The 13,275-nt window shown below is 66.5% G+C and carries 10 protein-coding genes; 6 read left to right on the forward strand and 4 right to left on the reverse strand.

The genetic code is table 11. The features are described from left to right. Nucleotides 1-6: 6 nt before the first annotated feature. The 3 genes from ACQP0C_RS05940 to ACQP0C_RS05950 all read left to right on the forward strand — a co-directional run bounded on the left by ACQP0C_RS05940 (nt 7) and on the right by ACQP0C_RS05950 (nt 2,225). Nucleotides 7-963, forward strand: a complete 957-nt coding sequence (locus ACQP0C_RS05940; RefSeq protein WP_433731300.1) for a LysR family transcriptional regulator — start codon at nt 7-9, stop codon at nt 961-963. A 65-nt stretch (nt 964-1,028) separates the two neighbouring features. Next, nucleotides 1,029-1,709, forward strand: coding sequence for a nucleoside/nucleotide kinase family protein (locus ACQP0C_RS05945; RefSeq protein ID WP_433731302.1), 681 nt, complete (start codon nt 1,029-1,031; stop codon nt 1,707-1,709). A 93-nt stretch (nt 1,710-1,802) separates the two neighbouring features. Beyond that, nucleotides 1,803-2,225 (forward strand): SRPBCC family protein, encoded by a 423-nt coding sequence (locus ACQP0C_RS05950; RefSeq protein ID WP_433731304.1) that lies wholly within the window; start codon nt 1,803-1,805, stop codon nt 2,223-2,225. 8 nt (nt 2,226-2,233) lie between these two features. Here ACQP0C_RS05950 and pgi read toward each other — a convergent pair whose 3' ends face one another. Further along, complete coding sequence (gene pgi, locus ACQP0C_RS05955) at nt 2,234-3,871, reverse strand: glucose-6-phosphate isomerase (protein WP_433731306.1); 1,638 nt, start codon at nt 3,869-3,871, stop codon at nt 2,234-2,236. Nucleotides 3,872-4,316: 445 nt separating this feature from the next. Between pgi and ACQP0C_RS05960 the strand changes: the two genes are divergently transcribed. Further along, complete coding sequence (locus ACQP0C_RS05960) at nt 4,317-5,771, forward strand: NAD-dependent succinate-semialdehyde dehydrogenase (RefSeq protein WP_433731308.1); 1,455 nt, start codon at nt 4,317-4,319, stop codon at nt 5,769-5,771. Nucleotides 5,772-5,885: 114 nt separating this feature from the next. On the opposite strand, the gene ACQP0C_RS05965 is transcribed toward ACQP0C_RS05960, so the two are convergent. Next, nucleotides 5,886-6,179: a chorismate mutase gene (locus ACQP0C_RS05965; RefSeq protein ID WP_327093861.1), complete on the reverse strand. Its 294-nt coding sequence runs from the start codon at nt 6,177-6,179 to the stop codon at nt 5,886-5,888. 383 nt (nt 6,180-6,562) lie between these two features. Here ACQP0C_RS05965 and pcrA point away from each other — a divergent pair, with 383 nt between their 5' ends. Both pcrA and ACQP0C_RS05975 read left to right on the forward strand, forming a co-directional pair. Then, entirely contained in the window at nt 6,563-9,190 is a 2,628-nt protein-coding gene (gene pcrA / locus ACQP0C_RS05970; protein WP_433731310.1) for a DNA helicase PcrA, read from the forward strand. A 66-nt stretch (nt 9,191-9,256) separates the two neighbouring features. Next, nucleotides 9,257-9,682, forward strand: coding sequence for a hypothetical protein (locus ACQP0C_RS05975; protein WP_433731312.1), 426 nt, complete (start codon nt 9,257-9,259; stop codon nt 9,680-9,682). Nucleotides 9,683-9,806: 124 nt separating this feature from the next. On the opposite strand, the gene ACQP0C_RS05980 is transcribed toward ACQP0C_RS05975, so the two are convergent. Both ACQP0C_RS05980 and ACQP0C_RS05985 read right to left on the reverse strand, forming a co-directional pair. Then, nucleotides 9,807-11,108 carry a M23 family metallopeptidase gene (locus ACQP0C_RS05980; RefSeq protein WP_433731314.1) on the reverse strand — a complete coding sequence of 434 codons (1,302 nt, stop codon included), beginning with the start codon at nt 11,106-11,108 and terminating at the stop codon, nt 9,807-9,809. Between the two features lie 770 nt (nt 11,109-11,878). Further along, nucleotides 11,879-13,126, reverse strand: coding sequence for a peptidoglycan DD-metalloendopeptidase family protein (locus tag ACQP0C_RS05985; protein ID WP_433731316.1), 1,248 nt, complete (start codon nt 13,124-13,126; stop codon nt 11,879-11,881). Between the last annotated feature and the right edge of the window lie 149 nt (nt 13,127-13,275).

Consider the following 13,275-nt stretch of genomic DNA (forward strand, 5'->3'; position numbering starts at 1 on the left):
AACCGCATGGGTGAGTTCACGATCGTCGGGTTGCGCGTGGTGCGCGAGGCCGCGAGGTGCGGATCGTTCTCGACCGCCGCGGAGAATCTGGGATATACGCAGTCGGCGGTGTCCCGGCAGATCGCACTGATGGAACAGGCCGCGGGCCGGGCACTGTTCGAGCGGCATGCGCGGGGTGTGCGGGCGACCGAGGCCGGACGGATCGTGCTGCGCCATGCCGAAATGGTGCTCGGCGGCCTCGGATCCGTTCGTCACGAACTCGACGATCTGGCCGCGCGTCCGCCCGCCACTGTTCGGGTCGGCGCGTTCTCGACCGCCATGGCGGCACTGGTGCCAAGGGCCATTGCCGCCACCGCGCCCCGGCTCGCGCGGGTGCCGCTGCGCGAAGGGACCAGTCCGCGGCTGCTGTCCGCGGTCGCGCGCGGGCGGCTGGACCTGGCGGTGGTGACCGAGACTCGGAATCTGCCCGCGGATACCGAGATCGAACCACTGCTGGACGACCCTCTGCTCATCGCAGTCTCGCCGGACCATGAGCTGGCGAATCGCGTGAGCGTCACCCCCGAGCAGCTGCGCGGTGCGCGCTGGATCGCGGGCAGCACCGAGCTGAGCAGCACTCTGCTCGGCGCGTGGACCGACGCCACCTGGGAGCCGGAGATCGCCTTCGTCGCACGCGACTGGTTCGCCAAACTCGGCCTGGTCGCGGCGGGTATGGGCATTACCGTGGTCCCCGGAATCGCGGTACCGGTGCTGCCGCAGGGCATCGCCCTGGTCCGCATCGGTCATCCCGCCGCCGTACGAACCACATACGTCGTCCACGTCGCGAAGGCCCGGCCCGGTGTTCAGGACCACCACGTGCGTGACACCCCGCACAACCGGGACAACGAGCCGCGACAGATCTTCATCGAAGCCCTGCGCGATGCCGCCGCCGATCTCGCCGCCGAAGTCCGACAGCGACTTCGATAGCCGACTTACATAGCCACACGCCCAAATTCACGGCGGGCGAGCGCAGCCTGAGTAGGGTTATTTCGATGACACGGACTTCCGTCGAAATGCCGCTGCGCTCACTCGTCGCGCATCTGCGGATCCGGGCGACGGGGTGCGCCCGACGGTATGTGCTCGGCATCGCGGGGCCGCCGGGCGCAGGTAAATCCACACTGTCCAAGTCGATTCGCGACGAATTGAACACGCGCGTCGGTCGGGTGTGCGCCGAGATCGCGCCCATGGACGGCTTCCACCTACCCAATACCGTGCTGCGCGCGACGAATGACCTGGAGCGCAAGGGCGAACCGCACACCTTCGATGTCGCCGCCTATCTGGAAGCCCTGCGCCGCCTGCGCGATACCCCAATTGGCGAGCCGGTGCCGTGGCCGACCTTCGACCGCGCCATCGAGGAACCGACCCCGGCCGGTGTCGTCTTCGACCGGCACGAGATCGCCATTACCGAGGGCAATTACCTGCTGCTGGCGGAGGGCGCCTGGTCGGGCGTGCGCGAACTGCTCGACGAGGCCTGGTACCTGGACGTGGCACGCGAGGTCATCGAACAACGCCTGCTGCGCCGCCACATCCGCGGCGGCCGGAGCGCGGATGCCGCGAAAATCAAGGTGTACGACAGCGATCTACGCAATGCCGACCTGATCGCGGGCACCCGGGACAGCGCCGACCTGGTGCTGCGCCAGCGCGGCGGCCGCTACTACGCCGCCGAGGGCTGACACTCGCGGCACCGACTCCGCGTCGCCGAATCCCGCTGGGAGTGACATGATCTCGCTCGATAGATCGTGTCGACGTATCTAGGAGCAAGCGGGATGTGGGAGTACGAATACAGCGCCGAAACTGCGGTCGCACCGGAGGCGCTGTGGCGGTGCTGGTCGGATATGGAGGCCTGGCCCGAGTGGAACGACGGTCTCGACGAGATCGAGATCGACGGCCCGTTCGAGGTCGGCACCAAGTTCACGATGACACTGCCCGGCGGCGATACGGTGCGGCTGCGCCTGGTGGAGATCGAGCCGGGCGAACTGTTCACCGATGAAATGGACGGCGGCGACTTCACCGTCGTCACCGAACACCGCCTCGAGCCCGCGGGCGAGGGCTTTACCCGCGTCGTCTACCGGACCGAGATCATCGGCGACGCCGCCGACACCATCGGCCCCGAAATCGGCCCGGATATCACCGCCGACTTCCCAGATATCGTCGCCGCCCTGATCAAGACGGCGCAGGCACTGGGCTGACCATGACATCAGCGGTGGTCGCGGTACCAGCCGATGAGGGCGTCGGTAGACGAGTCGCCCTGCGGCTGCGGCTCTTCCGGAGAGGTCAGCAAGGGCGCCAGCGCGAGCGCCTGCTGTTTGCCGAGTTCCACGCCCCACTGGTCGAAGCTATCGATACCCCAGATGGTGCCCTCGACGAAGACCTGATGTTCATAGAGTGCGATCAACTGGCCGACGACCGACGGAGTCAGCTGCGGCGCGAGAATGGTCGTGCTCGGCCGATTCCCCGGCATCACCTTGTGCGGTACCACCTTCGGGTCGGTGCCCTCGGCCGCGATCTCCTCGGCGGTCTTGCCGAAGGCGAGCACCTTGGTCTGGGCGAACAGATTGCTCATCAGGATATCGTGCATGCTGCCGGTGCCGTCGAGGGTGGGCAGATCGGCGGTGGGGCGGGCGAATCCGATGAAATCGGCGGGAATCAGCCGGGTGCCCTGGTGCAGCAGTTGGTAGAACGCGTGCTGGCCATTGGTTCCCGGTTCGCCCCAGAAGATTTCGCCGGTCGAGGTGGTCACCGGCGTACCGTCGGCGCGCACCGACTTGCCGTTGGATTCCATCGTGAGCTGCTGCAGGTAGGCCGGAAAGCGCGCCAGATCGTTCGAATACGGCAGTACGGCACGCGATTCCGCACCGAAGAAGTTCGAATACCAGACCCCGAGCAGACCGAGCAGCACCGGCCCGTTCGCGGCCAGCGGCGCGGTCGCGAAATGCCGGTCCACGGTATGCATTCCGGCCAGGAATTCGGCGAAGCGCTCCTTGCCGATGGTCGCCATCACCGACAGGCCGATGGCCGAATCCACCGAGTACCGCCCGCCCACCCAATCCCAGAAGCCGAACATGTTCGCGGTGTCGATGCCGAATTCGGCGACGCGCTCGGCATTGGTGGAGACGGCGACGAAATGCTTGGCGACGGCCTCCGCGCCGAGCGCGGCGACCAGCCAGCGCCGGGCGGCGGTGGCATTGGTCAACGTCTCCAATGTTGAGAACGTTTTGGAGGCAACGATGAACAGCGTTGTGGCCGGGTCGAGTCCGTCGAGTTTCGCGAGCAGATCGGTGGGGTCGACATTGGAGACGAATCGGGCGCCGATCCCGGCATCGGCGTAGTGCCGCAGTGCCCGGTGCACCATATCCGGGCCGAGGTCCGAGCCGCCGATGCCGATATTCACCACGGTGTGGATGCGTTCGCCGGTGGCGCCACGCCATGCGCCCGAGCGCACCGCGTCGGTGAATTCACCCATCCGCCGCAGCACCTCGTGCACCTCGGCGCCCGCGTCGGCGCCGTCCACGATGACCGACTCGCCCTCGGGCAGCCGCAGGGCGATATGTTCGACCGCGCGGTCCTCGGAGGTATTGATGTGGTCGCCACGGAACATCGCGTCGCGCCGCTCGGCCACACCGGCATCGTCCGCCAATTCGACCAGCAGATGCAGGGTTTCCCGCGTGACGCGATGCTTGCTGTAGTCGATGTGCAGATCGCCGACCCGGACGATCAGCTCCCGGCCGCGGTCGGGATCCTCGGCGAAGAATTCGCGCAGGTGTCGTCCTGCGACGGCGCTGTGATGCTCGTGCAGTTTCCGCCAGGCCGCCGATGCGGTGATGTCGCTGCTCACGTCCGCGAGGTTACAAGCACTCGATCGGCTGTGCAGGCTAGGACCGCATTCTTTCGCCGATGTCGCCCCACCGGCCGCGCGTGGCGATCGCTTGTGAGTCGCTCGAGGAGGGCTGTGGCGATCGCTTGTGGGTCGTTCGAGGAGGGCTGTGGCGATCGCTTGTGGGTCGTTCGAGGAGGGCTGTGGCGATCGCTTGTGGGTCGTTCGAGGAGGGCTGTGGCGATCGCTTGTAGGTCGCTCGAAAAGGGCCGTGGCGATCGCTTGTAGGTCGCTCGAAAAGGGCCGTGGCGATCGCTTGTAGGTCGCTCGAAGAGGGCTGTGGCGTCGCCTTGTAAGTCGCTTTGAGAAGGGCTGTGCCGATCGCTGGTGGGTCGGTCGAAAGGTCAGCGATTTCGCACCGATCAGTCCCGGGTGAGGCACGAGCGCACGGCCTAGGCTGTGGTTCATGGTCTCCGAACGTGAAGTACTCCAATCCGTACCGACGCAGTTGTGGATCGGCGGTCCCGTCGACGCCACCGGAGGCGGCACCTTCGCGGTGCACAATCCGGCCGATGGGCAGGTGCTGACCCATGTCGCCGACGCAACGCCGGAAGACGCGGTGCGCGCACTGGATGCCGCCGTCGCGGTGCAGGCCGAGTGGGCGGCGACGTCATCGCGTACACGCGGTGAGATCCTGCGCACGGTCTTCGAACAGCTGACCGCGCGCGCCGAGGAGTTCGCGCTGCTGATGACCCTGGAAATGGGCAAGGCGCTGCCGGAGAGCCGCAATGAGGTGCGCTATGGCGCCGAATTCTTCCGCTGGTTCAGCGAAGAGGCGGTCCGCGTGCACGGGCGCTACCTGCACGCGCCGTCCGGCACCGGGCGGATCATGGTGCACAAGCAGCCGGTCGGGCCGTGTCTGGCCATTACGCCGTGGAACTTCCCGCTGGCCATGGGCACCCGCAAGATCGGCCCCGCGCTGGCCGCTGGCTGCACGATGATCGTCAAACCCGCCTCGGCGACCCCGTTGACCATGCTGGCGCTGGCCGAGCTGTGCAGTGCGGCGGGGCTGCCGGACGGGGTGCTCTCGGTGATCACCTCCAGCCGTTCCGGTGCCGTGACGAAACCGCTGCTGGACGATCCGCGCCTGCGCAAGCTCACCTTCACCGGCTCGACCGAGGTCGGCAAGAAGCTGGTGCAGCAGTCGGCGAACGGGCTGCTGCGCACCTCGATGGAGCTCGGCGGCAATGCGCCGTTCGTGGTCTTCGACGATGCCGATATCGATGCCGCGGTGCAGGGCGCGATGCTGGCCAAATTGCGCAACGGCGGCGAGGCGTGCACCGCGGCCAACCGCTTCCATGTGCAGAACGGCGTGCTGGCGGAGTTCACGACGAAACTCGTCGAGGCGATGTCGAGCAGCGTGACGCTCGGTCCCGGCACCGATCCGAACACCACTCTCGGCCCGTTGATCAACGAGGAACAGCTCAATACGGTCAGCGAACTGGTCGACGATGCGGTAGCGGTCGGCGCACAGGTCCGGCTCGGCGGCAAGGCGCCCGGCGGTCCCGGCTGGTTCTACCCCGCGACGATCCTCAGCGAGATCCCCGCGAACGCCCGGATCCTGCGCGAGGAGGTCTTCGGCCCGGTCGCCCCGATCGTCGGCTTCGAGACCGAGGAAGAAGGTCTGGCCGCCGCCAACAACACCGAATTCGGCCTGGTGAGCTACGTCTACACCCGCGACCTGGACCGCGCCCTGCGCATCGCCGAGGGCCTGGAATCCGGCATGGTCGGCGTCAACCGCGGCGTAATCTCCGATCCGGCAGCACCTTTCGGCGGCGTCAAGGCATCGGGCTTCGGCCGCGAGGGCGGCATCGAGGGCATCGAAGAGTACCTGTCCACCAAGTACATCGCCCTCACCTGACCCGGACGTGAAACGACCGCCCCGGGGGTGAACACCCGGGGCGGCCATTGGGGAGGCGACGGTCTTGCGAGCGCCGCGTGGTCTGGTCCGGCCGCGTCGCGGCCACAGACGCGGCTAGTGGCCGAGGCGGCCGCGGCCGAGACGGAGCAGCAGCATCGCGAGGGTGTGGCCTTCCTGGCCGAGTTCACTGAAGCGCTCGAGCACCTTCATCTCACGACTGTGTACGAGGCGGGGGCCGCCGGAGGCCATGCGCGTGCGACCGATGATTCTGGAGATCTCGGTGCGGCGCTTGATGGCGGCCAGGATTTCCGCGTCGAGCTGGTCGATCTCCTTGCGGAGCTTGTCGATCTCGGCCTCGGTATGGGGCAGAGCCGAATCGGACCCGGTCGTCGTGGCAGGGGTGCTCATCATTCATCTCCTCGTGTCAGAACATGGATCGGCTGGTGAACCCAGCTCGTTACCCGGTTCTTTCACCGTGCAAAACAAACCCGGTAGGCCTTGCAATCCTCCCCCAGGCGGCGCGTTCAGGTACCAAGTCCGCGATCACGATATCCGGCCATTAGCCGAATCGGGTGCATCACGGTCGCGCAGATCATGCCGCCAGTCTGCCACGGGCCCGAAGCAATGCAAAACACTTCGTTTTGCGAATCTGGTGAGAAGGCAGCCGGGGTAGCGGCGGCCATGCTGACCGGGGGCAGTTCATCGGCCGTTCGCCGCACCGCCGCCGAATCGACACCGATGTCGACGGGGACTTCATCTCTGTCGGTGCCCGCCGGTAGCGTGGATGGGCGATGGACATCACGGTGGCTCCCAAGACGCAGGCCGGGCTGACTCGGCATCAGGACCCAACCCGGAAACCGCAGGTCGACACTGCTCGTGCCGAGGAGTTGGGTGACGCTGCCGTGCCGACTGCGGCGGGGACGCCGGAACCGGCCGACGATGACCCGGCACGGCGTGTCATCGAGGACAAGCACCGTGTCGAACAAGAAAAGCGCCGCGCCGAACGCGAACAGCGCCGCGCGGAGGAAGCCGAGCGACTGCTCGATGGCCTCAATCCGCAGCAGCGCGCGGCGGTCGTGCACACCGGGTCGCCGCTGCTGATCGTCGCGGGCGCGGGTTCGGGCAAGACCGCGGTATTGACCAGGCGCATCGCCTATTTGCTCGCCGCCCGCGGTGTGACGCCCGGTCAGGTGCTGGCCATCACCTTCACGAACAAGGCCGCCGCCGAAATGCGCGAGCGGGTCGGTGGCCTGGTCGGACCGCGCGCGAACAACATGTGGGTCTCGACCTTCCATTCGAGTTGCGTCCGCATCCTGCGCATGCAGGCGGCCCTGGTGCCCGGCCTGAATTCGAATTTCTCCATCTACGACGCCGACGATTCCCGGCGACTGCTCACCATGATCAGCCGCGACTTCGATATCGACGTCAAGAAGTATTCGGCGCGCCTGCTGGCCACCGCCATCTCGAATTTGAAGAACGAACTCATCGGCCCGGAACAGGCCATCGCCGACGCCGAAACCGACGACACCGAACTGCCCGCACTCGTCGCCCGCGTGTACACCGAATATCAGCGCCGGTTGCGTTCGGCGAACGCGCTCGACTTCGATGATCTGATCGGCGAGACGGTGGCGCTGCTGCAGCACCATCCACAGGTCGCCGAGTATTACCGGCGTCGGTTCCGGCATGTGCTGGTCGACGAGTACCAGGACACCAACCACGCCCAGTACATCCTGGTCCGCGAGCTGGTCGGACATCACGCCGAGGACCGGTCCGAGGATGCGGTCGCGCCGAGCGAACTGTGTGTCGTGGGTGATGCCGACCAGTCCATCTACGCCTTCCGTGGCGCGACGATCCGCAATATCGAGGAATTCGAGCGCGACTTCCCGGATGCCGAAACCATTCTGCTGGAACAGAACTATCGCTCCACCCAGCACATCCTCTCCGCCGCCAATGCGGTGATATCGCGCAATGAGAACCGTCGGGACAAGCGGCTGTGGACCGATTCCGGTGAGGGCGATCTGATCACCGGCTACGTCGCCGACAATGAGCACGACGAGGCGTCGTTCGTGGCCAGGGAGATCGACCGGCTGGTGGACGCGGGCGATGCGAACTACAGCGATGTCGCGGTGTTCTACCGCACCAACAACAACTCCCGCGCGCTGGAAGAGATCTTCATTCGGATGGGGCTGCCGTACAAGGTGGTCGGCGGCGTGCGCTTCTACGAGCGCAAGGAGGTGCGCGATATCGTCGCGTACCTGCGGATGCTCGACAATCCCGAAGATACGGTGAGCCTGCGCCGCATCCTCAATACCCCGCGCCGGGGTATCGGCGATCGAGCCGAGGCCTGTGTCGCGGTGCACGCCGAACAGCGGGGGATCGGTTTCGCCGAGGCACTGCGCGATGCCGCCGATGGCAAAGTGGCGCTGCTGAATACCCGTGCGCAGCGCGCCATCGCCGGATTCCTCGATCTGCTGGAGGAGATCAGGGCGGCCGGTGCGCAGGCCGATCAGGACTTTCCGGATCTCGGCAATATGGTCGAGGCGGTGCTCGACCGCACCGGCTACCGAGCCGAGCTGGAGGGCTCCGATGATCCGCAGGACGGCGCACGGCTCGACAATCTGAACGAATTGGTCAGCGTCGCACGGGAGTTCAGCTCCGAGGCGTACAACAACGCGGAGGCTGCCCGGCAGGAGGGCTTGGTCCCCGAGGTCGCCGAGGGCGAGCCCGACCCGGGTTCGCTGGCCGCCTTCCTGGAACGGGTCTCGCTGGTGGCCGATAGTGACCAGTTGCCCGATGAGGGCACCGGTGTGGTCACGATGATGACGCTGCACACCGCCAAGGGGCTGGAATTCCCGGTCGTCTTCGTCACCGGTTGGGAGGACGGCCAGTTCCCGCATATGCGCGCGCTCGGCGATCCGACCGAACTGGCCGAGGAACGCCGCCTCGCCTACGTCGGCATCACCCGGGCCAGGCAGCGGCTCTACCTCAGCCGCGCGGTAGTCCGCTCCGGCTGGGGCCAGCCGGTCTCGAATCCGGAATCGCGCTTCCTGCAGGAGATCCCGGCCCACCTCATCGACTGGAAGCGGTTGGAGCCCAAGGGCTCGCCGTTGACGCGCGGCATCCGCCGCCGCGGCGACGACGACGGCCTGGAACACGACTGGACCCGCGACGGCTGGAACCAGCAGCGCCCGGGCGTCAGCGACCGCGCCCCGCGCCGCCCCGCCCCCGGCGGCGCAGCTCGCAACAACGCCAATCTCGTACTGGCCGTTGGCGACCGAGTCAGCGATGACAAATACGGCCTGGGCCGCGTGGTCGCCGCCGAAGGCTTCGGCCCCCTGGCCACGGTCACCATCGACTTCGGCACCGCAGGCAAAATCCGGCTCATCCCGCAATACAGCCGCACCTTGGTCAAACTCTGACCGGCTCTCGGAATAGGGGCCATTGGCCCTGATCTACTCAGGGTCGGCATCGGTAGCGTGCGCGATATGCAAGCCGTCGCGCAACACCTGCTGTGGTTCCTGCCGATGCTGTGGCTCGGCATGGTGCTGGCCATCTCGTTCCTGGAAGCGCCGCTGAAGTTCCGGGCACCGGGGATCACCAAGCCGCTCGGCCTCGGCATCGGACGGCTGGTGTTCCGGGCACTGAATATCGCGGAGAGCGTCCTTGTCGTCCTGCTGATCGCGGCGACCCTGGTGGTCGCCCCCAGCGGCGCTGTTCGGATCTGGCTAGGCGTCGCCGCCGCGATTCTCGCCGTCCAACTCCTCATCGTCCGGCCACTGCTGACCCGCCGCTCGGACCGTGTGCTGGCCGGTGCGGACCTACCGCGCTCACGCGCCCACTACTGGTACATCGGCTTGGAGGTGGCCAAGGTCGTAGCCTTGATCGGCCTGGCAATCGCCGCCGCACCGTAGCCACTGCTGGGGATGCGCATCGCTTGGCGTGATCGAGGTAGCACCTCGGTCACGGCGTCGTGGGGCTTCAGGGGTGTAGATCCCGAGGGGCGAAATCTCCTCCGCGATCAGTGGGTCGATGCGGTCAGTCGCGTTCGGTACCGAGGCTGATGCCGCGGGTGGCGAGCCAGGGGACAGGGTCTATGCGGTCGGTGCCGTTGAGCCAGACTTCGAAATGGCAGTGCGGGCCGGTGGATTCGCCGCGATTGCCGACCGTGGCGATTTCGTCACCCGCGAGGACGTGCTCGCCCACCGAGACCAGGGCGGTATTGATGTGGCCGTACACGGTGACGGTGCCGTCGTCGCCGCGCACCCGCACCCACATCCCGAATCCGGCGGCGGGTCCCGCATCGATGACAGTGCCGTCCTCGACCGCGTAGATCGGCGTGCCGATGGGCGCCGCGACGTCGACCCCGGGATGCAGCACACCCCAGCGCTGGCCGTACCCGGAAGTGAAGGCGCCCGAGGCGAACTTGGTGAACAGCGGCCGCAAATTCGCCTCCGCCTCCGCCGCCAGATCCTGCGCGAACTTGCTGCCGTTCTCCAGCACGTCGGAGAACTGTCCGAGATCGGTAGGCGCAGCGAGATCGAGAAGTTCCGGTGCGCCCGCAAGCTCACCATTCATCGGCTCCAACGCCCGCTGCTGACCAACCGCCTGCAATTCACCCGTCTGCGGTCCCTGCTCGGTCTCCGCCGCCAAATTCTGCCCCGCCGCCACAATCGCCCCGGCCGCCACCGCGACAACCGCCACCCGCCCCCGCAACGCCTTGGGCGGCGCAGGCACCCGATGCGCACCCCCACGCCTCTTGCGCCCACCCAGCCGCTGCGAGCCGTCGTGACTGTCTGCCCGATCAGCCGTCGGCCACCGCCCGACATCGCGCGCACTGCCGCTACCGCCGGATCGAGTGCTCCACTCGTCCCGCAGCATCCCGGGCTCGGCGCTCTGCGGATACTCGGCACTTCCGACAACTCCGCTGTTCCGAGCATCGTCGCAGTTCCATGCGACATGGTGACTCTGGGCCGCACCGTAATTCGCGTCTGAATCATCAACGCGACCGTCATCGAATCCCCACCCGCGGTCATACCCCTCGGCGTAGCTCAGCTCCCCGCCGCGCCACTGGCTGTAGTCACTGACTCGGCCTTCGTCAAAGCCTTCGTCGTGATCGAACCCCGGACTCGCGTCATGCCCCGGACCCCAGCCGGATCGCTGGCCAGCCTCGTAGTTCTGGCCCGCATCGTGGCGTGGGTCCGTGCTGTATGTCGGTGTGGCGAATTGCTGGTATGCGCCGTAGTCCAGATCCGCGTTGTAGTTCTGGTTTGCGTGGTAGCTGAGGCCCGTGTGGTGGCTCTGGTCGGTGTCGTAGTCCTGCCCTGAGCCGAAGCTCATGTCCGCGTCGTAGTTTTCATCCGCGTTGTAGTGCGAGCCCGCCCTGTACCACTGGTTCGAGTTATAGGTCTGGCTTGCGCGGTAGCTTTGGTCCGCGCTGTACCCCGGACTTGTGCGGAACTGCTGGACGGTGCCGAACCTGTGGCCTGCGTCGTCGCTCCGGTCCGCGCTGTACCACTGGTCCGCTAGATGGTTCTGGTCCGCGTCGTAATCCCAGGAACCCCTGTACGGCGAAGGCGACTGCGACCACGGATCACTCAGGTGCCAAGGTTCGGCGCTATGGGGGTGGTCGGAAGATTGCCAGGAATTATCTAGATAGTGCTGTATCGGGCGGCCTTGCCTATTGGAACCGGTTGGGCGTTCGCGACTCATCGATGCGACCGCAGCATGCCGGGGCGACGTCCGAAATGTCCTGCATGCCAGGAAAGTTCGAAAGTTGCTGGTCTTCGGGTAGTAGGTGCGGCATTCAGGGTGTTCGCAACGAGCATCTAGAGCGTTATCCTCCGGTCGCGATTCCTGCGGGGGAATCGGTCCATAGACGGTAACGAATCGATTGCGGCCTCGCAAGCATTTCCGATGAATCTCATTGCCGCACTCGGAATTTGGCGCCATGGCGTCCGAAGCTCAAGTCGGCTCTGCGACCAGCAACCCGTCGCGGCCGGACGTATGGAGGCCAGCAACTCGAACCGCCATTCGACCTGCCACGACAAATGGCCCGGTCTCGGCCGATCCGACCGCGAAACCTATCCGACTCCGGAAGGCCGAAACGCTCAGTCCCGCTGCTGACCCAAGCTGATGCCCCGCGTCGCCAGCCACGGCAACGGGTCGACCTTGTCGACACCGTTCAACCAGACTTCGAAATGGCAGTGCGGGCCGGTCGAGAAACCGCGGTTGCCGATGGTGGCGATCTGGTCGCCGGCCAGGACGCGCTGTCCCTGCGACACGGTGGCGGTGTCGATATGTCCGTAGATGGTGACGGTGCCGTCATCGTGCAGCAGCCGGACCCACATGCCGAAGCCCGAGGCCGGTCCCGCTTCGATCACGGTGGCGTCGGCGACGGCGTAGATCGGAGTGCCGATCGGGCCCGCGATATCGACGCCGAGGTGCTGTACGCCCCAGCGGGCGCCGAAGCCGGAGGTGAAGTTGCCCGCGGCGAACTTGGTGAACAGCGGGCGCAGCTTGGAGGCCTCCTGTGCCGCCATATCATCGGCGAACTTCTGGCCCTTTTGCAGCATGTCGCCGAACTGCCCGAGATTGTTCGGGGCCGAGACATTGAGCACCTGCGGCGAATCCGGCGAAGAGTTGGGGTCGGTCACGCTGACCGACTGCGCGGCGATCTCGTGGATCTGGCCCGCGGCCTCGTAATCGACGGCCTGCGAGGGCTGTTCGGGCGAGGCGAAGGCGGCCTGTCCGGCGGCGACTACCGCACCGGCGGCGACGGCGACGACCGCGGCGCGGCCCTTGAGCGAGGCGGGCGGTGCGGGCATCCGATGCGCGCCACCGCTACCACGGTTCGAGCGACGGGCCGGAATGACGGTGGGACCGGTCGGAGATTCCGGATCCTCGGAATCCCAAGCGGAGTCCTCGCCATCCCAGGATTCATCGGCATCCCAGGATCCGTCCGCCTCCGGCGTCCAAGACGCCTCGGAGTCGGGGGCCCAGGAATTGTCACCCTCCGGCGTCCAGGAATCCTCGGACGCCCACGCGCCGCCGTCGGACCAAGAGTCGGCTTGCGTCCAGGACTGCGACTGCGCCCACGAGTCGGACTGCTGCTGCTCGGCCTGCGACCACGAATCACCCTGCGACCACGAATCGTTCGCGCCCCAGGAGTTGTCATCGTGCTCGTAACCGGCCGCTGCGGCAGGCGCGGCGTACCTGTGACCGGAGCCCTGCGAAGCGGTACCGAACGGATCTACCGCCGCACTGGAGTGCCCGCCATATGCCTCATCGTCGTCGGAGCGATAACGATGTCCGGAGCGAGCGCGATTATCGGAAGCGAAGGTCGAGCGATGGTTCATCGGTGGTGCCACATCATCCAGTGCGAGATCACGGTGTCGAACTGCCTGCCATGAGGCGTTATGGAACGGCTCTCCATCTGCGGAGTGCTCTGCTGCGTCAAGCTTGCCGTCCTCCTAGTCGTGACCGTGTTGTGACATCGACCGCAATG

It is taken from the genome of Nocardia sp. CA-129566, assembly GCF_050956075.1.
Classification (GTDB): domain Bacteria; phylum Actinomycetota; class Actinomycetes; order Mycobacteriales; family Mycobacteriaceae; genus Nocardia.

Bases quoted from the DNA above. Each gene is read 5' to 3' on its own strand.
- ACQP0C_RS05940 (WP_433731300.1), top strand. From the start codon at position 7: ATGGGTGAGTTCACGATCGTCGGGTTGCGCGTGGTGCGCGAGGCCGCG.
- ACQP0C_RS05945 (WP_433731302.1), top strand. From the start codon at position 1,029: ATGACACGGACTTCCGTCGAAATGCCGCTGCGCTCACTCGTCGCGCAT.
- ACQP0C_RS05950 (WP_433731304.1), top strand. From the start codon at position 1,803: ATGTGGGAGTACGAATACAGCGCCGAAACTGCGGTCGCACCGGAGGCG.
- ACQP0C_RS05960 (WP_433731308.1), top strand. From the start codon at position 4,317: ATGGTCTCCGAACGTGAAGTACTCCAATCCGTACCGACGCAGTTGTGG.
- ACQP0C_RS05965 (WP_327093861.1), bottom strand. From the start codon at position 6,179: ATGAGCACCCCTGCCACGACGACCGGGTCCGATTCGGCTCTGCCCCAT.
- pcrA (WP_433731310.1), top strand. From the start codon at position 6,563: ATGGACATCACGGTGGCTCCCAAGACGCAGGCCGGGCTGACTCGGCAT.
- ACQP0C_RS05975 (WP_433731312.1), top strand. From the start codon at position 9,257: ATGCAAGCCGTCGCGCAACACCTGCTGTGGTTCCTGCCGATGCTGTGG.
- ACQP0C_RS05980 (WP_433731314.1), bottom strand. From the start codon at position 11,108: ATGAGCTTCGGCTCAGGGCAGGACTACGACACCGACCAGAGCCACCAC.
- ACQP0C_RS05985 (WP_433731316.1), bottom strand. From the start codon at position 13,126: ATGAACCATCGCTCGACCTTCGCTTCCGATAATCGCGCTCGCTCCGGA.